This is a genomic window from Peribacillus sp. FSL R5-0717 (assembly GCF_038002945.1).
Classification (GTDB): Bacteria; Bacillota; Bacilli; order Bacillales; family DSM-1321; genus Peribacillus; species Peribacillus frigoritolerans.
This window is the reverse complement of the sequence record NZ_JBBOOF010000001.1, coordinates 4,321,951-4,343,552: the sequence shown is the minus strand read 5'-3', so window position 1 is coordinate 4,343,552 and position 21,602 is coordinate 4,321,951. Positions and strand designations below refer to the sequence as shown.

Genomic DNA, 21,602 nt, shown 5'->3' with positions numbered 1-21,602 from the left:
GCATTTATCGGCCAGTTGATGAATTCATTAGACTTTATGATTAATTGCCCGAAATAGAAAAACCCCTGACACCAAAGGTGCCAAGGGTTTGAGATATTAATACATTGACATATATTGTTCGCGTTCCCATGGGTGAACTTGAGTACGGAACATATCCCACTCGATTTCTTTTGCTTCGACGAAGTGTTCAAGTAAATGTTCACCTAGTGCCTCTTTAATGACTTCATCAGATTTTAATGTTTCCAATGCAGCATATAAAGTAGCTGGTAGATCAACGATACCTACTTCTTCACGTTCTTCTTTATTCATTACATAGATGTTGCGATCAACTGGAGCTGGAGGAGTCAAGTCGTTCTTGATACCGTCAAGACCAGCTTTTAGCAGAACGGCAAGTGCCAAGTATGGGTTTGCTGCTGGATCGACACTACGTACCTCTACGCGAGTACTTACTCCGCGTGAAGCTGGGATACGGATTAGCGGGCTACGGTTTTTAGCAGACCATGCAACATAACAAGGAGCTTCGTAACCAGGAACTAGACGTTTGTATGAGTTAACAGTTGGGTTTGTTACGGCAGTGAAGCTTGGAGCATGCTTAATGATACCCGCGATAAATTGCTCAGCTGTTTTGCTTAATTCCAATTTACCTTCTTTATCATAAAATGCGTTTTCGTTGCCTTTGAATAGAGAAACGTTACAATGCATTCCAGATCCGTTAACACCGAACAATGGTTTTGGCATGAATGTTGCGTGTAAACCATGTTTGCGGGCAATCGTTTTAACAACCAATTTAAATGTTTGGATGTTATCACAAGCTGAAATCGCATCTGCATATTTAAAGTCAATTTCGTGTTGTCCTGGAGCTACTTCATGGTGGGATGCTTCGATTTCAAATCCCATTTCTTCAAGCTCAAGAACGATATCACGACGGCAGTTTTCTCCTAGGTCAGTAGGTGCAAGGTCAAAGTATCCGCCTTTATCGTTCAATTCCAGCGTCGGCTCGCCTGCTGCATCCAGTTTGAATAGGAAGAATTCAGGTTCAGGTCCAAGATTGAAATCTGTGAAGCCCATTTCTCTTGCTTCTGCAAGAACACGTTTTAGGTTTGCACGTGGATCCCCATCAAAAGGAGTTCCATCCGTATTGTAAATATCACAGATCAAGCGTGCAACTTTACCTTTTTCGGAAGTCCAAGGGAAGATAACCCATGTATTTAGATCAGGATATAAGTACATATCAGACTCTTCGATACGAACGAAGCCTTCAATGGAAGATCCATCAAACATCATTTTATTATCAAGTGCTTTTTCTAATTGACTGACTGGGATTTCAACGTTTTTAATTGTCCCTAAAATGTCAGTGAATTGTAAACGAATGTACTTAACATTTTCTTCTTTCGCTAAACGAGTGATGTCTTCACGTGTGAACTTTGCCAATTTCTATTCCCCCTAATAATTCATAAATCATATTTTTTATTGGAAAAAACGGGACATATCCCCTTGTCTAAGAGATGTACGATGCTTGCTTCCTTGTAAAAGCTCGGCACGCAGAAGCTTGCGAAGATCCTCGTCACTAAGGTCATGCCTTATTTTTTCCGCTTGTTCTAATTCTTGGGTTTTAGGTAAATTCTGTTCCTTTACAGTGAAAATCTTTTTAATGCCAGCCAGATTGACTCCTTGTTCGATTAAATCTTTAATCTCAAGCAGTCGATCGATGTCATTTAATGAAAAGACCCGACGATTTCCATCTGTTCTCATAGGAGTAATAAGTTGATGCTCTTCGTAATACCGAATTTGGCGTGCAGACAACTCAGTTAACTGCATGACGATTCCGATGGAAAAAAGAGGCATCGAACGCCGAATGTTGTTGCCGCTCATTCTTAGCATCCTCCTTTTGTTTATCTTAAAATAATCTTATATCATGTTATTAAACTTGTCAATATGATGTTACATTTTATGACGTGATTTTTTCAGAAAAATTAAATGATTTGTTACTACACAAATATTATGACTATTACTCTTACTGGAATCCAATTGTATCTGGATTCCATAACATACCTTATTTAATTTCAATTACAATTGGATCAGCTTTTTGTCCATTAGCGCATTCACAGCAGTCAATACAGCCATTTTAACATGGGCGTATGTCAATCCGCCTTGAACATAAGCAACATATGGAGCCCTTGTCGGACCATCTGCCGTCAGTTCAATGCTGGCCCCCTGTATAAAGGTGCCTGCAGCCATGATTACATCGTCCTCATATCCCGGCATATAGGCAGGATATGGTGTCACATGTGAATTGATTGGTGATGCATATTGGATGGCCTGACAGAAGGCAACCATCTTATCCCGTTCATCAAATTGAACGGATTGAATCAAGTCAGTTCGTTTCGCATCCCATTTTGGGGATGTATTCATACCGAGCTTTTCTAAAAAGGCAGCTGTGAACATGGCTCCTTTAACAGCTTGGCCCACGACATGCGGTGCTAGGAAGAATCCTTGGTACATTTCCTGCAGACTATAAAGCGAAGCACCTGCTTCAGCCCCTATTCCTGGTGATGTTAACCGATAAGAGCAAGCTTCAACCAGGTCCTTTTTACCAACAATGTATCCACCGGTTTTCACTATCCCGCCGCCAGGATTTTTAATGAGTGAACCAGCCATTAAATCCGCTCCGACATGACATGGTTCTTGTGTCTCAACAAACTCTCCATAACAATTATCCACGAACACTACGATTTTCGGGTTAATGCCTTTAACGAAGGCAATCATTTCCTTTATTTCATCGATCGTAAAGGAAGGACGTGTAGCATACCCTTTTGATCTTTGTATACCAACCATCTTCGTATTCGGTTGAATGGCATGTTTGACGGCTTCGAAATCAACGGTTCCAGTTTCCGCCAACGGAACGGCCTTATAGCTGATCTGAAAATCACGTAAAGATCCAATACCCGTCCCCCGGATACCGACGATTTCTTCCAAAGTATCATACGGCTTTCCTGTTATGTATAACAATTCATCCCCTGGGCGCAAAATGCCAAAAAGAGCGGTGGAGATGGCGTGTGTGCCTGATATAATTTGGGGGCGCACCAATCCAGCTTCCGCTCCAAAAACATCTGCGTATATCAATTCCAGCGTATCGCGGCCCATATCATCGTATCCATACCCAGTAGTAGGGATGAAGTGGGAATCACTCACTTTATGTGCTTGATAACTTTGTAATACGCGAAATTGATTTTCTTCGATTCGTTCGTCCACTTGCTTATGTAATGGAGAAATCATTGCTTCCACTTCCTGGGCAATGTTTTTCAACACTTCTCCATTTGTTAACTGCTGATACATCAAAATTCCCCTTTATAATGAATATTTCTCCAGCTGCCCGGTTATTGGATGATCAGCTAGACAAAAACCTTTGCATTCATATCTTTCCGATTCTTCATTAAAGGAGAGAGTGCGCAATATGGTTTCATTTTTCAGCTGTGATAATAGTTTACCCTCACTCGATGGCAGGAAAACATGATACGGGATCATTTCTTCAATCACGTACTTTTCAATTTCTTCCATGATTTCATTCAGATCCGATTGTTCATAGGCACTGATCATTAAAGAAGCACGACTGGCTGATCTCACAAAATCAGCGTGAACCTTATCTTTCTTATTATACAACGTTAGTTGTGGAATGGAAGGGACATCTAAGTCATTTAGCAAATCCTGCACTGTTTTCTGATGATTAAAGTAATCGGTACTTGAGGAATCGACCACATGTAACAGCAGATCCGCTTCTTTCACCTCTTCCAAGGTAGAGCGGAATGCGGCAATTAAAGATGTCGGCAAATCTTGTATGAATCCAACCGTATCCGTCAGAAGCACGGTAAATCCGCTAGGAAGAATCGCCTTTCGTGTCATGGGATCCAGCGTAGCGAATAATTGGTTCTCTTCATATGAATCTGCCTCCGTCAAACGATTGAACAGCGTTGATTTACCTGCATTCGTGTATCCCACTAGTGCTATTTGAAAGGTCTTATTACGTTTCCTTCTATCACGATAGCGTTCACGATGCTTCACTATTCCACTTAATTGCTGCTTGATTTCATCTATTTTTCCACGGATGTGGCGGCGGTCGCTTTCCAGCTTCGTCTCCCCTGGTCCCCTTGTGCCGATTCCGCCTCCCAGCCTGGACATTGCCGTCCCCTGTCCAACCAAACGCGGCAATAAATATTGGAGCTGAGCAAGTTCAACCTGCAGCTTCCCTTCCCTGGATCGAGCCCGCTGAGCAAATATATCCAATATTAGCTGCGTCCGGTCTATGACCCTTGCCTCCAATTGTTTCGAAAGGTTCCGAATCTGGCTCGGGGATAATTCATCATTGAAGATAAATAAATCCGGCTCCAGCTCCTCTTCCAGATTCCGGAGTTCTTCCACTTTTCCTTTTCCTATATATGTAGCCGGATCGACGCTTTCCCTTTTCTGGGAGATAGTCATTAAAACCTCAGCATTCGCCGTCTTCGCCAAAGAAGACAGTTCATCGAGTGAATATTCAAAGTGTTCACTTGTCTCAGTTGTTTGACACCCAATCAAGACAGCCGTTTCCTTTATTGCTTCTTCCAAATCACACGCACCACCTTCTGGTAGATTTAACTTAATCATAACAAAAAAATTGAATATATAAAAATTTCCTCAAAACGAAGCTTTTAACCGTTTTAAAAATTGCGATACCATGCTAAAATCAAATTTGGCTTTACCATCAAAATCGAAAAGACATAGAGGGACATTCATATGACATGGGAAGTATTAAGCTTCATAGGTACGATTGCATTCGCTATAAGCGGAACCATCATCGCCATGGAAGAAGAGTATGATATTTTAGGAGTTTATATTTTAGGAATCGTAACCGCCTTTGGCGGCGGGGCAATCCGCAATCTGTTGATCGGCGTCCCCGTTTCAGCTTTATGGGATCAAAGTTTCTATTTTGTCATCGCTTTAGTATCCATCACCATCGTTTTTGTTTTTCCTACAAACCTATCAAAGCACTGGGACAGATGGGGAAATCTCAGTGATGCCATTGGCCTCTCAGCCTTTGCCATCCAAGGGGCGATGTATGCCGTGGAACTTAATCATCCAATAAGCGCCATCATAGTATCAGCTGCATTAACCGGATGCGGCGGCGGGATACTCCGTGACGTGCTGGCCGGAAGAAAGCCATTGGTCTTCAGAAAAGAAATCTACGCAGTATGGGCCATCATTGCAGGCTTGGCTTTAGGCAGTGGTGTATTATCCCAGTCATGGCAGCTTTATTCGCTCTTTGCCGTCATCACGATATTGCGAGTCCTTTCTTACACCAATAATTGGCATCTTCCTAATAAAAAATGGGTGCCTAAAACATAAATTTGAAAAGCCCGCCATCTTGGTGGGCTTTTCCATGTCATTCTTTCTCTTCATCCTCGAAAATCAAATCTTGGCTGGTAAGCGTCAATAAATCGGATTTTTCAAATGAATCTTCCAGTAAAAGCCGCATCGCCTGCGCCCTAATTGACTTTTCTATTATATTGCGGATATAACGACCGTTAGAGAATGTAATAGGTCCCCGGAATGAACGTAATATGATTAAATGTTCCCTTAATTTCCTTTCGGCATCCCGATTCATTAGATACTCCTTTTCCTGCAGCATCCGATCGGCTATTTCCATTAACTGTTCAATCGTATAATCCGGAAAATCAATAACAAGCGGGAACCTGGAATGAAGGCCAGGATTAAGACTTAGGAAATATTCCATTTCCCTCGAATATCCAGCAAGGATCAAAATGAATTCATGCTGCCGATCCTCCATATGCTTGACAAGGGTATCTATGGCTTCTTTTCCAAAATCCTTTTCGCCGCCTCTTCCCAAGGAATAGGCTTCATCAATAAATAAGATTCCGCCAATGGCCTTCTTAATCAAATCCCTGGTTTTTTGGGCAGTATGACCAATGTATTCCCCGACTAAATCTGCCCTCTCCGCTTCTATTAAATGCCCTTTCGAAAGTACATTCATTTTTTGAAACAACTTCCCGATTAAACGTGCAACCGTTGTTTTCCCTGTTCCCGGATTTCCTTTAAACATCATATGCAGCGCTTGCCGGCCAGTCTTCAGCCCCTTTGCCTCACGTTGTTTATTGATGTAAATCCAGGCATATATCTCTTTTATCATCCGTTTCATTTCATCCATTCCAACCAGCGATTTCAGTTCATCTTCAATCTCTTTCAATGCCACATGCTGGTGGGGGATTTCCTGCACCAAAATTTCTTTTATCGGCAGATCCTTTTGTAGCGCTTTTCTGTTTTCCGCATTAAACACAATATTGATTTGCCCGTTATTTTTCATACGGATCGGTTGTTCCATTTCATTCACCTCTCCATCTTGGACCCTGACTCTAACACCACAATTTTTTATGATGGCATGGCAAATGCTGCATAGCCAAAATTATCCCATCGGAAAATCCGTTTATTCCTTTCGTGATTAAGCCCCATTCCCTTCTTGAAAAGCGACTTATTCTGACAGGATTTTTTCATTGGAGGATTTATTACGACAAATCCCATTCCCATCCACCAATATATTAGGGGTAATGTCATTTCCTGCGGTTTCCCGGAAAATAATCCGTCCCATGATATATATTCAAATAAGGTACGTAAAATTATCGATTCTTTGAAAAAGGACAGAGAAGGGCATACAAAAAAAACAGGTCGCTATAAGCTAAACCTGTTTTTTACATTCATATATATGATTATTCCTTCACTTCGTAATCGATCTGAACATTACGTTGTGGAGCAAATGTAGAAATCGCATGTTTATAGACTAATTGCTGCTTGCCCTCCGATTCAAATAAAACGGTAAAATTATCGAACCCTTTCACTTGTCCTCTAATCTGGAACCCGTTTAATAAAAATACCGTCACATACGTACCATCTTTACGTAATTGATTAAGAAACTGATCTTGAATATTTACTGATTGTTTCATGTATTAGTCCTCCTCTTTTCTCTCTAAATTTATGTATTCGCCTTCACCGAAAAGCTTTCCTGCTATAAATCCAGATATTTCATGTATTTTTTTTGGAAAACCCTCGAGATCGGTCATATCAAACCAAATTACATCCATTTTATTCCGGAACCAGGTCAATTGCCTTTTTGCGTATCGACGGGAGTTTTGCTTTAATGTCTCAACGGCTTCATCCAATGAAGCCCTTCCATCAAAATAATCATAGATTTCTTTATAGCCTATAGCCTGGATCGATTGGCAATCCCTCAAACCTTTTTCATGAAATGACTCCACCTCTTGAATCAGCCCTTGTTCTACCATGACATCAACACGTTGATCGATGCGTTGATATAACTTTTCACGTTCCATTGTCAATCCAATGATGCACGTATCATATTTCAATTCTGTAGGCTGTTCATTTAGCTGCTCACTCATAGTTTTACCAGTACAATGAAAAATCTCAAGTGCCCTGATCACCCTTCTTACATTATTGGGATGAATCCGATTCGCGCTTTCCGGGTCAACGCTGCGTAATTGTTCAAAAACAGGATCGATTCCTGACTCCCTTACCTGTTTTTCAAGTCCCTCCCTATAAACAGGGTCGGATGGCGCCTCCGAAAATTGATAATCATAGATGACTGATTGTATGTATAATCCTGTTCCGCCGACGATAATGGGAAGTTTACCTCTGCCTTGGATATCCTCGATACAAGCATTGGCACGCTCCTGGAACTCTGCTGCACTAAATGGTTCATCAGGTTCTTTAATATCAAGTAAATAATGGGGGATTCCTTCTGTTTCTTCCCTCTTGATTTTTGCAGTACCAATATCCATCCCCTTATAAACCTGCATGGAGTCTCCGCTAATAATTTCACCATTAAATAACTTTGCCATCTCAATGCTCATCTTTGTCTTCCCAACAGCAGTCGGTCCAATGATAACGAGAAGTTTTCCTTTTTGTTGTTTCACAATCTCACTGCCTTATATGATTTTTTCCCTATCTTATCATAATCTCGTTGAGAGCAGCTAAACATCTACCCATTATGTCCAATTGAGGTACTTTTATTCAATTTTCCACCTGTATAATCGTCACCTGTAAAAAAGGTATGATCCCTTTGAGGGATCATACCTTCTTATCAAATGTGTTTCCTTTGGATCAATTTAGCCCATTTTTCCATTTACGGGAATGATCATCGTAACGGTCGTTTCTTTTTCGGAGGATTGTACATGAATCTCTCCATCATATCTGTTCACTAAGTCTTTGACGATGAACAATCCTTGTCCGCGAACTTTGCCCTTTTGTGCCTTTTTTGTTGAAAAACCGCTGGCGAATATATTCTCCAGATCTAATTCCGAAATCATTGGTCCGGTGTTCGTGACCATAAACGTATACTTTTCATCATCAGCTTTGCAGGCAATATCCATTCGGCGTTCTTGCTCTGGCAATTCAATTGTTGCCTCAATAGCATTGTCGATAACATTTGATAATAATTTTATCAAATCGATAGTTTTGATCCGATTGAAGGATTTGGGTGAAACATCAATTTCGATATCGATATTATAATTCTGGGCCGAGAGCCTTTTGGTCTCCAACAGGACAGATAAGCCCGGATGAATCACATCCAATTTCATCGATTCAATTGAATGCACTTCTTTTGAAAGCCCTGTTAAGTATTCGAGTGCTTTTGCGTTCTCTTCTAATTTAAGCAGTCCATGTATCACCTGAATATGATTGGAAAAATCATGCCTTAATGAGCGGACTGAAGCAAATAGAGATTGAAATTCCGATTGATACGTATCTTCCGTATCCCCCACTTCACGTGTCAGTTCCTTTTGATACCATTTTTGAATGACAAAAAAGGTAACCAGCAGCATGATGACAAATCCACCATTATAAACAAGAATGGCAATGCTGCTTTTCAATACCTTGCCGTTAATGGCATTAATATCTTCCGCGCTCACATCAATGCCCAAAAAACCAATAATGTCGCCATCTTGATTTTTCATTGGCACTCCCACAGTCAAATACTCACCATATTCCGGATCTTCTAGAATCCCGGTAATGAAGCTTTTGCCTTCATACCCCTGTTTAACCTGCTCCGGCGGAACAGTACATGCACCACCGATAGGAAAATCCCCTTTATGATCTTTAGAAAACCCAGTAATCATGCACTTGGATACTGTGGGATTATCAATCAGGATGGTATAAACATATAATGCTCCTATTTTTTCACGGGCATCCTCTAAGTAAGCTTTTATATCCAAATAATCCTGGCTCTTTACTTGGTTATTGAGAAATCGCTGATAAGCCTCCATATCCATCGAGTCGGCTATAGATCTGGCAGCTACCAAGTTTTGATTGGCAACGGATTTTTGTACAGAATTTTTAATGCTTAAATATGTTGAAAACATATTTAGAAGAATGAAAACAATCAATAAAAGTATGGTCAAATAAAGAAGTGCCCTTAACTTTTTATTTTTCATAGGATTAAACTTACCTCATCTCTAGCAGCTAAAAGTTAACGAACCTATTCTGAGTTTACTATATTAAGGGATAAAGAAATAGGGAAAAATCTAATATTCTCTATAACCCCAGGCATATAATACTATAATAAATCAAGTAATTGACAGATCGCCCACTTTTTTTTGATCATATGACCTTTTATGTTTTAATCTAAACCACGTCTATTATTAATCATTTCCAATAAAATCATTTTATTCCCACAAAGTAATTATTTTAGTATAATTATGTATGTGAAAATGGTAAAAATAAATGATGCGGGGTTCGATATTCTCGCTTCAAATAAATAATTTTACCCTTTATATGAAAATATTACAAGACTGTAAAGGATTAATCTGTAAAATCACACCATATTTCATATATTTGTGCAAAATAGCGGATCACTCCTCTTCAATAGTGCATATTGACTAATTCATCATCAATAAAAATGCCGTTTCAATGAGAGGACTCCTGAATAAAAAAATGGAATCAGGGACTGAACCCCAGATTCCAATACATATGATAGCTTTTATTTAATAGAAGTGATGACTGCCCGCTCATATATTCTTTTAGTTACTTGATAGTATAGCAGTTGAAAAAGAAAATACGTTGCGATGACCATGGACGAGTAGGCAAACAAATTCGATTCCAATAAATTGCTTAATGCCACGTAGGCGACTATGGCATGAATCACCCCTATCAGAAACGGAGCGAAAAAGAGGATGCGTATTTCGGCGCTTAAAATTTGCCGTATTTCTTTTTTTGTCAACCCCAATCGATGAAGGGCATGGATTTGAATTTTTTTATCTTCTAAATTCGTAAAAACTCGCAGATACATCATGCTCCCTTGGACGATAAAGAATAATAGACTGACAAACAAGCCGATAAAAAGAATCAATATGCTTCCCTGTTTCATTTCTTGATAAATCGGAGCTCTTGTTTGCAGTTGATTATGATTATTAGACATTTGTTCGATTTCACTAGATGTTTCCATTGATTCTTCCCAATCTTTAACTTCATACCCCCGTACTCTTGCCATCTCTTTTAATGGCACATCAGCAGTGATTTCATGATAGAGCTGATCATCGACCACCATCAGAGTCGTTGCTGCTTTTATGGGTGCGACTATCGATTGATTTCGCTGACCAACCATTGTTACCTGAATGGTTCCATTGCCAAAGTGCAGTTCCTTTTGTTCTCCCTTGTGGACGAATTGATAGTCCAGTCCCCCATAAGGAAAAATATATAACGCTTCTTTTCCTGATAACTTTGCTGGTTCAATTTTTCGCAATGCAGCCGCATTGTTATAACCACTTTCCGAGATTAATAATGACCTATTTTCATTGGGTTCTCCCGTTCTCATATGTGGTAACAAGTGGGTGATGGGCACTCCAGTCATATTTACTTCGTAAAGGATCTTGAATCCATCTTCCTTTAATATTTTCTCCACTGCGGATGGTTCAATAACTGAATAAACGGAAGCATCATTTTCAATCCAGCCAATTGATTGCGGAATGTTATCCATCCCTTGCTTTTTTAAATCTGCACTGAACATGAAAAGTGTTCCTGCAGCTGTCAAAATCACGGCTGTAATGATCGAGGTCAAAAAGAATAACCTGGAATAGTCCTTAATATTGAAGATCAGGTTTGTTTGAGTAATTAAATTCGTTCCGCCATATAAGCTTTTCTTCTTCCGGTAAAGCCTGCTGCATAGAGCGACAATGCTTTGGCTGAATAAAAAATAGGTGCCGATCAGTACGAAAAACACTATGGGCAATACTCGAATATAAGAATTGTTCAACGACAGCGTACATGCCAAATAATAAGAAATGCTTAAGCAAACTGCTGATAATGCAATTAACCACCTTGAAACGAAGGGAGTCTTTTTGGGTTTTTGTTTATCTTTGAGTAAATCGACTACCTCCGCATTTCCTATGTGGAACAATGAAAAGAGCGATAATAGCTGAAATAGCAAAATGAAACCAACAATGGTATAAATAAAGGCCTCAGGGACAAAGACAAACGATATTGGTTGCTCTACAGCCAATAACCAAGAAATTGCCATTAAGAATAACTTTGAGAACAAAAACCCTAAGCCAACTCCAATCAGGATAGATATGAGGGAAACCATCGTTTGCTCCAGATAAATCAGTTTTCTAAGTTGGGATTTGGACATTCCAAGCAGTGTCAGCAGCCCAAACTCTTTTTTTCGCGGCTGTATAAATGCTGCATTCGAATAAGCGATAAAGAAAACCGAAAATATGATGATCACTATTTCTGCTGCAATGAGTCCCCTGCTAATTAGCTTTCCCCCCGGGATATCCGCATGGACCACATCAGGATGAAAGATAAATGATGCGTAAATAAAAAAGATTGAGACGGATAGGACAATACTGAAAAAATAAGCTAGATAACGTTGTGCATTTCCTTGGATATTTCTCTTAGCGAGAAGTCGGATGTTCATGATAGACTCCTCCCAAAACGCTTAACGTATCTAAAATCCTTTGATGGAAACTCTGTCTTTCCCCTCCGCTGTGCACCTCTGAAAAGAACTTGCCATCCTTTATGAATAGAATCCGGTCACAGAAGCTGGCGGCAGTCGGGTCATGAGTGACCATAAGGATGGTTGCTCCCTTTTTCTCCTGAAGTGTCGTGAGGGTATCCATTACCTGCTTGGCAGATTTGGAATCCAAATTACCAGTAGGTTCATCCGCTAAAATAATGGAAGGCTCATGAATCATCGCTCTTGCACAAGCCGTTCGTTGCTGCTGACCTCCGGAAATTTCATAAGTCCGCTTTTCTAAAATCCCTTCTATACCAAGAAGGCTCGCCAACTGATTCACCCTATTTTCCATTTCCTGCAGTTTATAACGATCTAACGCTAGAGGAAGGAGGATATTTTCGCGAACGGTAAGTGTATCAAGAAGGTTGAAGTCTTGAAAAACAAATCCAATTTCCCTCCTGCGAAACAATGCCAGGTCCTGATTGTTTAATTCATTAGGATTTTGATCATTTAGAATGACTTTACCTGTGGTTGGCTTATCAATCGTGGCCATTAAGTTAAGCAGGGTGGTTTTCCCGCTACCGGATGGACCCATCACTCCGACAAATTCCCCTTTCTGTACATTCATGGTGAAATTATGTAACGCCTTATGAAATAAATTCCCCTGTTTTTGAAAATAAGTTTTGGATAGTTGTTCTGCTTTTAAAATCGACATCCGAAAATACCTCCCTTTCTTACCGTAAGTATAATGAATAAAGCGGGAGGCTCCCATCGAAGTTTATTACATAATCGTTTAGCACCCTTACAATTCTGTCACCTTTCATGTAAGATATTTGTCTTAAAGAGAAACTCCACAGTAGTCCCTTCGGATACAGTCGATTGGATGGTAACGACATGCCCAAGTCTATTAACGATTTCCTTCACAAGATATAGTCCCATCCCGGTTGACTCTTGTTTGACTCGCCCGTTCTCACCAGTAAAGAATGGATCAAACACCCGTTTTACATCATGTGGGACGATTCCAATTCCCTGATCTGTTATCCTAAGGAAAATCTCCGACTCTTTTTCAATGATATTGAACGTTATGCTGTCATGCTCTTCCTGCCTTGAATACTTCAGTGCATTAAAGACCACCTGACTAATGGCGAAGTGGAGCCACTTACGATCCGAATGCACATATACATTCTCAAGCTCCGTGTCAAGCCTGGGATATATGAACCGCTTGATGAACTGTTTCTTTTCCTCGTTAATCACTTGCTTGACTAGATTAATTAAGTCAACCCGCTCCGATTTTACATCCTCCGAAAAACGCTGCAGCCTTGCCCCGTGCAATATAATTTCCAGCCCTCTGCGAAATCGATCATTTTCTTCTTCTATCTCTTTAAGATAATCCTTCATCGGCTCATTCGAAAATGTCCTTTTGCCTTCTTGAATCAGTAAGGAAATGACTGAAACAGGTGTCTTCATTTGATGAACCCATTGATGAATCAACAGCTCATATTGCTCCTTCTGTTTGATTTGTTCTTGTAATTGACCAATGGTTACTTTGTTCATTTGTTGAAAAAGCTCCATCCACAACTTTTGTTCATTTGTCAAAGGTTCCCTAAAGGCTTCGACATATTCAAACGACAAGCTCGGTTCTTGCGTCATCCTTGCTAATTGATTAAGAAAACGGTAATGCCTTATGTAATCGGCCGCTAAAAATAGAAGCATCATAAACAACGCGAGAATAATTAAATAGATGATATTTGAAATCGATATGTGATTCCCCGCTTCCAGAACGGATAATGTATAAGCAATAATAAGCAGGCTTACCAATAGAACGGTATAAAAAATAAAATAAAGACGGTCTTTAATAAAGGATTTCAGCTTCACTTTTCTTCACCTTGCACTATTTTTAGTCGGTATCCTTTTCCCCTGCTAGTTGTTATGGCATGCTTGATGCCAATATCCTCAAGTTTTCTCCGTACCCTTGTGACATTGACGGTCAATGTATTGTCATCAACAAATGAATCATCATTCCATAATGCTTCAAGTAACTCTTCACGCGAGACGATGGTGTCATACTGTCGTAGTAAACAACTCAATAATTTCAACTCATTTTGAGTTAACGCTACCTGATTGTCTTGATATTCGATCATCGCTTTTTCCGTATAAAGCGTTAATCCCTCCATTTCCTTTACTTGCTGGTGGAATGAAGATATATCCGCATATTCACCAAACACCCTACGTAGTACACTCTTTATTTTCGCTAATACCACTTCCAAATGAAACGGTTTTGTTAAATAGTCATCTCCCCCATATTCAATGGCCATGACTTGGTTCATTTCATCTGTCCTTGCAGAGATGAATATGACAGGAACCTTCGAAACCGTCCTTATTAGCCGGCACCAATGGAACCCATCATAATAGGGCAAATTAATGTCCAATAAAACCAAATCTGGCTTTGTATCTTGGAACTCCGCAAAAACTTGGTCCAGTTGCTTCACTTCAAAAACCTCATACCCGTACCTTTTTAAATAATTGACCAAGATTCCAGCTATTTTGAGATCGTCTTCAACCAATAATATTTTATACATTTTTATCTCCTCATTAACCTGACAATAAAAAACCTTGAATGGCATGAGCCAATCAAGGGGATTACAATAAAATTAGATTTCCTCCGGGACTTTCAATCCCTCAATGAAGGATTGAAAACTCGATGCAACTTTATAAATGTTTTCATCCTGGCTTGATGGATCCGAATACCAACCTTGATCCCAGAAGTAAACTCCCGTTTCTTCTTCATTATTTATCAGCAAAATTTTACCTGCACATGTATCATTACCTATTATAATGCAATTCTTATGTAAGTCTTCTCTGTTTTCTTCATGCCATTTCTGTAAATCCAGTTCTTTATCTAGAAGCTCTAATCCATAAAGTGCATGTAAGCATACAAGTGTGTCTAATCCATCCACATAAAACTTACAGTTTTGAACCGTAGTTGTGCCGCCATTATGCTTAAGGAGAAATTGTTTATAATCTTCAGGAATTTCAAAACCCACAAATTCCTGAAAATTATTCACTGCTTCTTCTCTCGCTTTCCCATATCCAGTAATACTCACCATTGTATCGACTCCATTTCATTTTATTGTAGTAAAATCAATTGAACTAATTGCTGTTTAGAAATACCTTTTCTTAATGGAGATCCTTTAAATATAAATTATTCATTATTACTTTAGAAAATAATACTTTTTCTAAATATATTAACATAATTTTACTATCCTTTTCAGTATTTTCTGATATATTTTTTGACAATTTCGTTGCTTTTCACTAAGAAAATAGCCTTTTTTTAATCGAAGTTTTGTCGAAAAATCGATAAACCGTATACTTTCGCAGATAATTCAGAAGTTTTCGATGATATATCTCCATTTTCGAAGATATATTCCCGATTTCGCAGATAAAATATAATTCTATAAAAAAGGGCGCCAACTTCATCTTCAAGATTGGGCGCCTTTTCTCTATTTATCAAACAATTTTATAGTCTTCATACGTAATTAATAACCTGCTCATAGAAACTGTCTCAGCACGAAGCTTATTCTTGTCACGACAATAAGCAATGATGGAACTATTAGGAACTTTAGCTGTACAATTCCATTTACTATATTTTTCATTATACCTAGAGGATATCTCGATAATCTCACCACGTACCTTTAACATCCTGCGTTCTACCAAGGGCATCAACTCCAATTCCGATATTAGTATGTACCCTAAATCAGATAAAATATTCTCGAATCCCATTCCGTCAAAGATTATGGACATTATAGCAAAACAAAAAGGTGTCTGCTATAGATTTATTATTATAGGAAATGACAAGGTAGAATGCCTCTAATCCCCTCTTTATTTAAGGTATTATAACCAGAATAATCTTAATACTCTTTTGGAATATTAAGATAAATCAAAAAAACGAGCAAATAACTCTTAATTATTACGATAAAATTATATTCGTATCACAAAAGAAATATTTGAAATTAAGAGATTTGAGTCGTATGATTAGTAGTATCGGCGGAAAAAACATAAATCAAAATAATTAAGTTTAAAGGGGAATTAGATATGGTAGATGTAATCTCAAAACCTGAACATGAAACACTTAATATTTCTGCAAACCAAGAGCAATTGGATATCTTAGATCAGCTTTTAAAGCCTGAGGTTCAGGAATCATTGAACACTTTAGTCGAGCAGTTACCAAAACTGACTGAGTTAGTGAATATTTTAACAAAGTCTTATGATTTCGCTCAATCGGTTGCGACTGATGATGTGTTGAAAAATGATACGGTCAGCGCCATTTCGGAGATCGCGACACCTGTAGTCCATTCAGTGAAAGGGCTTGCTGCTAATGCCATCGAGGCTAAGGATCGTGCAGAAGCGAATAATGATGTGATCGGTCTTTTTGGTCTGTTAAGGATGATGAAAGATCCGGAAGCACAAAAGCTTTTCCGTTTCGCCCAAGCATTTCTTGAAGTCTCTGCAGAACGTAAAAACCAAAAATAATTTAATGAACTTTCAATCAGTAAGGACGGGGGATTAACTATGTCAAAACAAATCGTCATCTTAGGTGCAGGTTACGCAGGATTACTATCTGCCTTATCCGTACGTGAATATTACAATAAAGATGAAGTGCAGGTTACAGTGGTGAACCAATTTCCAACGCACCAAATCATCACCGAATTGCACCGTCTTGCAGGCGGATCCATTTCTGAACAAGCCGTTTCCATTCCTTTGGAAAAGCTTTTCAAAGGAAAAGATATCGACCTTGTCATTTCCAAAGTGGAGTCATTCTCGGTCGATAATAAAGAAGTGAAACTTGCCAATGGTTCCACATTATCTTATGATGCCCTGGTTGTTGCTTTGGGTAGCCAAACAGGATTCTTCGGCATTCCGGGACTTGAGGAAAACAGCATGGTCTTGAAATCCGTAAATGATGCTAACAAGATTTACAAACATATCGAAGATCGCATCCGCGAATATTCTCAAACGAATAATGAAGCGGACGCAACCATCGTGATTGGCGGCGGCGGATTGACGGGCGTTGAGTTAATCGGTGAAATCGTGGATCATTTCCCTAAAATCGCCAAAAAGTTCGGAGTGGACTTCAAGGACTTGAAAATCAAGCTTGTGGAAGCTGGTCCAAAAATCCTTCCGGTCCTGCCTGATCACTTAATCGAACGTGCCATGACAAGCTTGGAAGCACGCGGCGTTGAATTCCTGACAGGTCTGCCTGTAACGGGTGTTAAAGGAAATCAAATCGAATTGAAAGACGGACAAACGATAACGGCCAATACGCTTGTTTGGACAGGCGGAGTTGCGGCTCTTCCTATCGTAGGTGAATCAGGCCTTGAAGTGGATCGCGGCAAAGCAACCGTCAATGAGTATTTGCAATCCAAATCCCATAAAGACGTATTCGTTGTCGGCGACAGTGCCGTTGCTTTCCCTCCAGAAGGCGGACGTCCATATGCTCCTACTGCACAAAATGCTTGGCAAATGGGTGAGCTCGTTGGATACAACCTATATGCAGCATTTGAAGGCAAGAAGCTTGAAGAATTCTCACCTGTAAACTCAGGTACACTTGCGAGCCTTGGCCGTAAGGATGCAGTGGCAACCGTTGGGGCCAATAACACGTCCCTTAAAGGTCTGCCGGCTACATTGATGAAAGAAGCAAGTAATGTTCGTTACCTATCACACATCAAAGCCCTATTCAGCCTGGCTTATTAATTTTAACAATAAAAGAGGACCATTCATCTTTTGATGAATGGTCCTCTTTTGAAATCAAATCTTTACTTGGTTGATGCTGAATCTAAGGGAAAATCCCTCAAGTAATTTTGCCTTTGTCAATATCCTGGTTTCTTTCAAGCGTATATCATTATAAGAGGAGACTTTCATCAATTCTTCATCCATATAAGCAGGATGGGTCATTATCTCCACACTCTCCCCATCCATTACTCTCCCTTTCAAGTTTTGAAAGTAATCTTCAACCACCATTTCTCCATAAAAATCATCCAGGAATACATCTGTAACGGTTTGAATCCCTGCAAGGTGGCTTCCGGCATTACGCACTGGCAATCCATATTTATCTGACAGCTTTTTAATAACCGGTAGAAATGCTTTGATCCCGTGTACATGATGGTGGCTATCGAAATGAGTCGGGAATAGGCCAAATTCCAAAAATCTTTCGATTTGTGCTGACCACTCCCTCTCCAATTCGCTCAAGGAAATGCCGGCAGGATCCCCATATACCGTACCTTGCTTCTTAAAGAAACCAGATTCGTCAACCAAACTCGGAACATCACTCAACAAAGGTTTACCCCATGTCAGGACTAAGTGAATACCTACCTTCAACGAGGGTGTTTTCTTGGCGATTTCAATCGCATGCTCCGTTGCTTTTGCATTCATCATGATCGTTGCCGAATTGACAATTCCATATTTGTGGCAATCCAAAATCCCATAATTTACCGCTTTAGTTAATCCGAAATCATCTGCATTTACAAGGACTTCTATCATGATAAATTATCCTGCAACTCCTTTTTTTCAAAAAACTGCGGCAAATAATCTTTATGTGCCTCTAGCATTTCATCCAAGATAAGTTTTGCAACCCGGTCGCTTGGAACGAGTGGATTGATCGTCATGGCAAGCAACGCAGTATCATAGTCCCCCGAAATTGCAGCTTCGATGGCTACCCTTTCAAAGGATTTGATTTGCTGAATTAATCCGCGGACAGCGACAGGAAGCTCTCCTACATTGATTGGTTTAGGACCATCCTTAGTTATCACGCAACTGGTTTCAATCGCCGATCCGTATGGGATGCCTTCAATCGCACCATGGTTGACCGTATTCACCGCTTGAATATCTCGCTTATCCGTATGCATCGAGCAAATCAACCGCACAGCCGCATCACTGTAATAGGCACCTCCGCGCTCTTCAAGCTGCGGCGGCTTGATAGCCAGATCCTGGTCTTTGTATAGCTCGAATAAGCCTGCTTCAAGTCTTTGAACGACCTCTGCACGTGTTTCCCCTTTTTCCGCATCCTTCAATTCTTGGGCCAGCACATCACCCGTTTTATAATAATAGTTGTGGTATGGACACGGAAACAGGTTCAACGCTCTAAGGAATTCCGGCTCCCAGCCCATTGCATGAATATTCTTCATCGTGACAGCTTTAGCTGGATCAGTAATCAACTGGATGATTTGATCTTTGACACTCTCGCCATCAACGAATACATCCAAGCCGTAAACCATATGGTTCAACCCAGCAAAGTCGATACGGACCCTTGATGGTTCTACACCCATCAAATCCGCAACACCTCGTTCCATCCCAATCGGCACATTGCAGAGTCCGATGATTTTGGAAATATTACTGTGACGCAGAACTGCTTCCGTTACCATTCCTGCAGGATTCGTGAAGTTAATCAGCCATGCTTCCGGACATAATTCCTCCATCTCATGAGCAATATCCAGAATGACGGGAATCGTTCTAAAGGCCTTGAAAAGCCCGCCTGGTCCATTCGTCTCCTGCCCGATCACTCCGTGTTTCAATGGAATCTTTTCATCAAGAGCCCTGGCTGCGAGCTGGCCAACCCGCAGCTGGGTCGTTACATAATCAGCGCCTTTAAGCGCTTTCTTTCTATCCAGCGTGAGATGGACTTCAATATTTACACCAGCCTTTTCAATCATCCTTCTTGCCAAATTCCCGACAATTTCAAGCTTTTCCTTTCCCGCTTCGATGTCCACGAGCCAAATTTCACTCACAGGAAGTTCTTCATGATATTTGATGAAACCTTCGATCAGTTCAGGCGTATAGCTCGAACCTCCGCCAATCGTGACGATCTTCAACCCCTTGCTCATTCAGCAGTCCTCTCCTTCACAGCATCTGCATGTAAAAATTCTTCGCGTAGATCGATCATTTCAATTGCAAGATCCTTCATAGTCATCGCTGTCATTAAATGATCTTGTGCATGCACCAGGATAATCGGAAGATCAAAAGAGTCCCCGCCTGCCTCAGCATGGATTAATTGGGTTTGGTATTTATGGGCTTGCAGTAATTCCGTTTCCGCCTCGGCGATTTTCAAACGGGCAGAATCAAAATCCTTCTTCTTTGCCTCCTGCAACGCTTCCATTGCAAAGCTTCTCGCATTCCCGCTATATAAAATCAATTGAAAGGATAGCTGGTATAATTCTTCTTTTTCCATTTTTCATCACTACTTTCTTAAAGGCTTAGCGTTTCTGAATCTTTTGTAAGCTTTGTTTCATTTTTTGTGTCTATCTTCACTTGAGCATAAACGAATGGTAAATAAATCGCTGTTGAAATGACTAAGTTGATTGCAGCCAGGACCGCTCCAGACACATGCCCGCCTGTGGCCAGGAATCCACCCACAATCGGAGGGGTTACCCATGGAATCTTAGCAACGATCGGGAAAACCATTCCGCTGCTTACTGCGATATAAGATATCACCGTTGTAATTACCGGGCCGAGAACAAAAGGGATGAACCACATTGGATTCAGAACGATAGGCAATCCGAAAAGAATGGGTTCGTTTATCTGGAACACTCCTGGCGCCCCTCCGAGTGCAATCATCTGTTTATACCGTTTCCGACCGGCAATGATCATTGCAATGATCAGGCCCAATGTTGCACCAGATCCGCCTAAATATACAAATGCATCTAGGAAAGAACCCGCCAATACGCCGTATTGGTCCATGTCTTTGACGCCTTTTGCATATAAATCGATATTTTTCACTCCCGAACTTTCAAAGAGCGGTGTCGTTATCCCGCCAAGGATATTAGGTCCATGCAAACCGATCATCCATAATAAATGAACAAGAAAAACTAGTAAAATAGCGAATGGCAATGAATCTACTGCACTTTGTAATGGAGATACGATCACTTTACTCAACCAGTCATTCAATACCTGCCCATCCGTAGCTTTACGGAACAGCAGTCCGAATATACCAGCGATAAAGATCGTTGCCATACCTGGCACTAACTTTGCAAATGAACGGGCAACCGCAGGAGGAACTCCATCAGGAAGCTTGATGACTAAATACTTCACTCGGGAAAGTCTCACAAATATTTCAGTGGCTATCAAGGCAACGACAATTCCTGTAAAGAGGGCTGTAGCATTAAAATAGTTCACGCTTACAAAACCCCAGGCCCCGCCAGTAACATCCTTATCATCGATGGTTAAAGTTACATTTCCGATTTGAGGCAATAGTAAGAAGAAACAGGCTGCGGATACCAGCATCGCTTCAAAACCATCGTCACCGTATGATCGTGCCAATTTATAAGAAATGCCGAATACAGCGAATACCGTCATGAATGCAAAGGTTCCAAACCAAATATCACCACCGAGCGTATTCCATGCTGGACCGAAGATAGCCTCCATCATTCTTCCGTATGGCTTGATGACTTGCCCTAAATTATTAAACAGGACGGCGAATGACCCGATCATTGTAATCGCTATCATTCCAATCAATGCGTCACGAATTGCAAGCAAATGCCGGTTATTTCCTACCTTTACCGCCCCAGGCATAATATACTTATCAATAAAAGTCATCATATCC

21 protein-coding genes are annotated in these 21,602 nt (G+C 40.4%); 3 read left to right on the top strand and 18 right to left on the bottom strand.

Features of this window, described 5'->3' with window-relative positions:
* Nucleotides 1–96: 96 nt before the first annotated feature.
* The 4 genes from glnA to hflX form a co-directional block, all read right to left on the bottom strand.
* Nucleotides 97–1,431 carry a type I glutamate--ammonia ligase gene (gene glnA / locus NYE65_RS20980; protein WP_034313424.1) on the bottom strand — a complete coding sequence of 445 codons (1,335 nt, stop codon included), beginning with the start codon at nt 1,429–1,431 and terminating at the stop codon, nt 97–99.
* A gap of 36 nt (nt 1,432–1,467) precedes the next feature.
* Entirely contained in the window at nt 1,468–1,872 is a 405-nt protein-coding gene (locus tag NYE65_RS20975; RefSeq protein ID WP_034313425.1) for a MerR family transcriptional regulator, read from the bottom strand.
* 195 nt (nt 1,873–2,067) lie between these two features.
* Nucleotides 2,068–3,336 carry a methionine gamma-lyase family protein gene (locus tag NYE65_RS20970; protein ID WP_328176022.1) on the bottom strand — a complete coding sequence of 423 codons (1,269 nt, stop codon included), beginning with the start codon at nt 3,334–3,336 and terminating at the stop codon, nt 2,068–2,070.
* Between the two features lie 12 nt (nt 3,337–3,348).
* Nucleotides 3,349–4,602 (bottom strand): GTPase HflX, encoded by a 1,254-nt coding sequence (gene hflX / locus NYE65_RS20965; protein WP_057276372.1) that lies wholly within the window; start codon nt 4,600–4,602, stop codon nt 3,349–3,351.
* Between the two features lie 168 nt (nt 4,603–4,770).
* Here hflX and NYE65_RS20960 point away from each other — a divergent pair, with 168 nt between their 5' ends.
* Nucleotides 4,771–5,379 carry a trimeric intracellular cation channel family protein gene (locus NYE65_RS20960; RefSeq protein WP_034313431.1) on the top strand — a complete coding sequence of 203 codons (609 nt, stop codon included), beginning with the start codon at nt 4,771–4,773 and terminating at the stop codon, nt 5,377–5,379.
* A 37-nt stretch (nt 5,380–5,416) separates the two neighbouring features.
* Here the strand turns inward: NYE65_RS20960 and spoVK are convergent, their stop codons facing one another.
* The 10 genes from spoVK to NYE65_RS20910 form a co-directional block, all read right to left on the bottom strand.
* Nucleotides 5,417–6,373: a stage V sporulation protein K gene (gene spoVK, locus NYE65_RS20955; RefSeq protein WP_268590431.1), complete on the bottom strand. Its 957-nt coding sequence runs from the start codon at nt 6,371–6,373 to the stop codon at nt 5,417–5,419.
* A gap of 382 nt (nt 6,374–6,755) precedes the next feature.
* A complete protein-coding gene (gene hfq / locus NYE65_RS20950) occupies nt 6,756–6,989 on the bottom strand; it encodes an RNA chaperone Hfq (protein ID WP_034313436.1) in 234 nt (77 codons plus the stop codon).
* A 3-nt stretch (nt 6,990–6,992) separates the two neighbouring features.
* Entirely contained in the window at nt 6,993–7,913 is a 921-nt protein-coding gene (gene miaA, locus NYE65_RS20945; protein WP_445670460.1) for a tRNA (adenosine(37)-N6)-dimethylallyltransferase MiaA, read from the bottom strand.
* A 255-nt stretch (nt 7,914–8,168) separates the two neighbouring features.
* Nucleotides 8,169–9,491, bottom strand: coding sequence for a sensor histidine kinase (locus tag NYE65_RS20940; RefSeq protein ID WP_106028523.1), 1,323 nt, complete (start codon nt 9,489–9,491; stop codon nt 8,169–8,171).
* A 545-nt stretch (nt 9,492–10,036) separates the two neighbouring features.
* The gene (locus NYE65_RS20935; protein WP_340861560.1) at nt 10,037–11,971 is read right to left on the bottom strand and encodes an ABC transporter permease; all 1,935 of its coding nucleotides are present in this window, start codon (nt 11,969–11,971) and stop codon (nt 10,037–10,039) included.
* Nucleotides 11,949–12,725 carry an ABC transporter ATP-binding protein gene (locus tag NYE65_RS20930; RefSeq protein ID WP_057276367.1) on the bottom strand — a complete coding sequence of 259 codons (777 nt, stop codon included), beginning with the start codon at nt 12,723–12,725 and terminating at the stop codon, nt 11,949–11,951. Before NYE65_RS20930 ends, NYE65_RS20935 begins: the two co-directional genes overlap by 23 nt.
* A gap of 98 nt (nt 12,726–12,823) precedes the next feature.
* Nucleotides 12,824–13,885: a sensor histidine kinase gene (locus tag NYE65_RS20925; RefSeq protein ID WP_340861559.1), complete on the bottom strand. Its 1,062-nt coding sequence runs from the start codon at nt 13,883–13,885 to the stop codon at nt 12,824–12,826.
* Complete coding sequence (locus NYE65_RS20920) at nt 13,882–14,589, bottom strand: response regulator transcription factor (RefSeq protein ID WP_340861558.1); 708 nt, start codon at nt 14,587–14,589, stop codon at nt 13,882–13,884. The genes NYE65_RS20925 and NYE65_RS20920 overlap by 4 nt, the downstream gene beginning before the upstream one ends.
* 72 nt (nt 14,590–14,661) lie before the next feature.
* Nucleotides 14,662–15,117 carry an SMI1/KNR4 family protein gene (locus NYE65_RS20915; RefSeq protein WP_328176026.1) on the bottom strand — a complete coding sequence of 152 codons (456 nt, stop codon included), beginning with the start codon at nt 15,115–15,117 and terminating at the stop codon, nt 14,662–14,664.
* 400 nt (nt 15,118–15,517) lie between these two features.
* A complete protein-coding gene (locus NYE65_RS20910) occupies nt 15,518–15,724 on the bottom strand; it encodes a hypothetical protein (RefSeq protein ID WP_063591633.1) in 207 nt (68 codons plus the stop codon).
* Nucleotides 15,725–16,102: 378 nt separating this feature from the next.
* On the opposite strand from NYE65_RS20910, the gene NYE65_RS20905 reads away from it, so the two are divergent.
* The gene (locus NYE65_RS20905) at nt 16,103–16,540 is read left to right on the top strand and encodes a DUF1641 domain-containing protein (RefSeq protein WP_048689143.1); all 438 of its coding nucleotides are present in this window, start codon (nt 16,103–16,105) and stop codon (nt 16,538–16,540) included.
* Between the two features lie 39 nt (nt 16,541–16,579).
* Entirely contained in the window at nt 16,580–17,761 is a 1,182-nt protein-coding gene (locus NYE65_RS20900) for an NAD(P)/FAD-dependent oxidoreductase (RefSeq protein WP_187050052.1), read from the top strand.
* A gap of 54 nt (nt 17,762–17,815) precedes the next feature.
* Here the strand turns inward: NYE65_RS20900 and chbG are convergent, their stop codons facing one another.
* The 4 genes from chbG to NYE65_RS20880 are packed head-to-tail and all read right to left on the bottom strand — an operon-like array spanning nt 17,816 to nt 21,598.
* Entirely contained in the window at nt 17,816–18,547 is a 732-nt protein-coding gene (gene chbG, locus NYE65_RS20895; RefSeq protein WP_340861557.1) for a chitin disaccharide deacetylase, read from the bottom strand.
* Nucleotides 18,544–19,887: a 6-phospho-beta-glucosidase gene (locus NYE65_RS20890; protein ID WP_098865156.1), complete on the bottom strand. Its 1,344-nt coding sequence runs from the start codon at nt 19,885–19,887 to the stop codon at nt 18,544–18,546. Before NYE65_RS20890 ends, chbG begins: the two co-directional genes overlap by 4 nt.
* Nucleotides 19,884–20,231: a PTS lactose/cellobiose transporter subunit IIA gene (locus NYE65_RS20885; RefSeq protein ID WP_095678825.1), complete on the bottom strand. Its 348-nt coding sequence runs from the start codon at nt 20,229–20,231 to the stop codon at nt 19,884–19,886. The genes NYE65_RS20890 and NYE65_RS20885 overlap by 4 nt, the downstream gene beginning before the upstream one ends.
* A 17-nt stretch (nt 20,232–20,248) precedes the next feature.
* Nucleotides 20,249–21,598: a PTS sugar transporter subunit IIC gene (locus NYE65_RS20880; protein WP_034313464.1), complete on the bottom strand. Its 1,350-nt coding sequence runs from the start codon at nt 21,596–21,598 to the stop codon at nt 20,249–20,251.
* Between the last annotated feature and the right edge of the window lie 4 nt (nt 21,599–21,602).

Bases quoted from the DNA above. Each gene is read 5' to 3' on its own strand.
- NYE65_RS20975 (WP_034313425.1), bottom strand. From the start codon at position 1,872: ATGAGCGGCAACAACATTCGGCGTTCGATGCCTCTTTTTTCCATCGGA.
- NYE65_RS20970 (WP_328176022.1), bottom strand. From the start codon at position 3,336: ATGTATCAGCAGTTAACAAATGGAGAAGTGTTGAAAAACATTGCCCAG.
- NYE65_RS20960 (WP_034313431.1), top strand. From the start codon at position 4,771: ATGACATGGGAAGTATTAAGCTTCATAGGTACGATTGCATTCGCTATA.
- spoVK (WP_268590431.1), bottom strand. From the start codon at position 6,373: ATGGAACAACCGATCCGTATGAAAAATAACGGGCAAATCAATATTGTG.
- hfq (WP_034313436.1), bottom strand. From the start codon at position 6,989: ATGAAACAATCAGTAAATATTCAAGATCAGTTTCTTAATCAATTACGT.
- miaA (WP_445670460.1), bottom strand. From the start codon at position 7,913: ATGAGCATTGAGATGGCAAAGTTATTTAATGGTGAAATTATTAGCGGA.
- NYE65_RS20940 (WP_106028523.1), bottom strand. From the start codon at position 9,491: ATGAAAAATAAAAAGTTAAGGGCACTTCTTTATTTGACCATACTTTTA.
- NYE65_RS20935 (WP_340861560.1), bottom strand. From the start codon at position 11,971: ATGAACATCCGACTTCTCGCTAAGAGAAATATCCAAGGAAATGCACAA.
- NYE65_RS20930 (WP_057276367.1), bottom strand. From the start codon at position 12,725: ATGTCGATTTTAAAAGCAGAACAACTATCCAAAACTTATTTTCAAAAA.
- NYE65_RS20920 (WP_340861558.1), bottom strand. From the start codon at position 14,589: ATGTATAAAATATTATTGGTTGAAGACGATCTCAAAATAGCTGGAATC.
- NYE65_RS20915 (WP_328176026.1), bottom strand. From the start codon at position 15,117: ATGGTGAGTATTACTGGATATGGGAAAGCGAGAGAAGAAGCAGTGAAT.
- NYE65_RS20905 (WP_048689143.1), top strand. From the start codon at position 16,103: ATGGTAGATGTAATCTCAAAACCTGAACATGAAACACTTAATATTTCT.
- NYE65_RS20900 (WP_187050052.1), top strand. From the start codon at position 16,580: ATGTCAAAACAAATCGTCATCTTAGGTGCAGGTTACGCAGGATTACTA.
- chbG (WP_340861557.1), bottom strand. From the start codon at position 18,547: ATGATAGAAGTCCTTGTAAATGCAGATGATTTCGGATTAACTAAAGCG.
- NYE65_RS20890 (WP_098865156.1), bottom strand. From the start codon at position 19,887: ATGAGCAAGGGGTTGAAGATCGTCACGATTGGCGGAGGTTCGAGCTAT.
- NYE65_RS20885 (WP_095678825.1), bottom strand. From the start codon at position 20,231: ATGGAAAAAGAAGAATTATACCAGCTATCCTTTCAATTGATTTTATAT.
- NYE65_RS20880 (WP_034313464.1), bottom strand. From the start codon at position 21,598: ATGATGACTTTTATTGATAAGTATATTATGCCTGGGGCGGTAAAGGTA.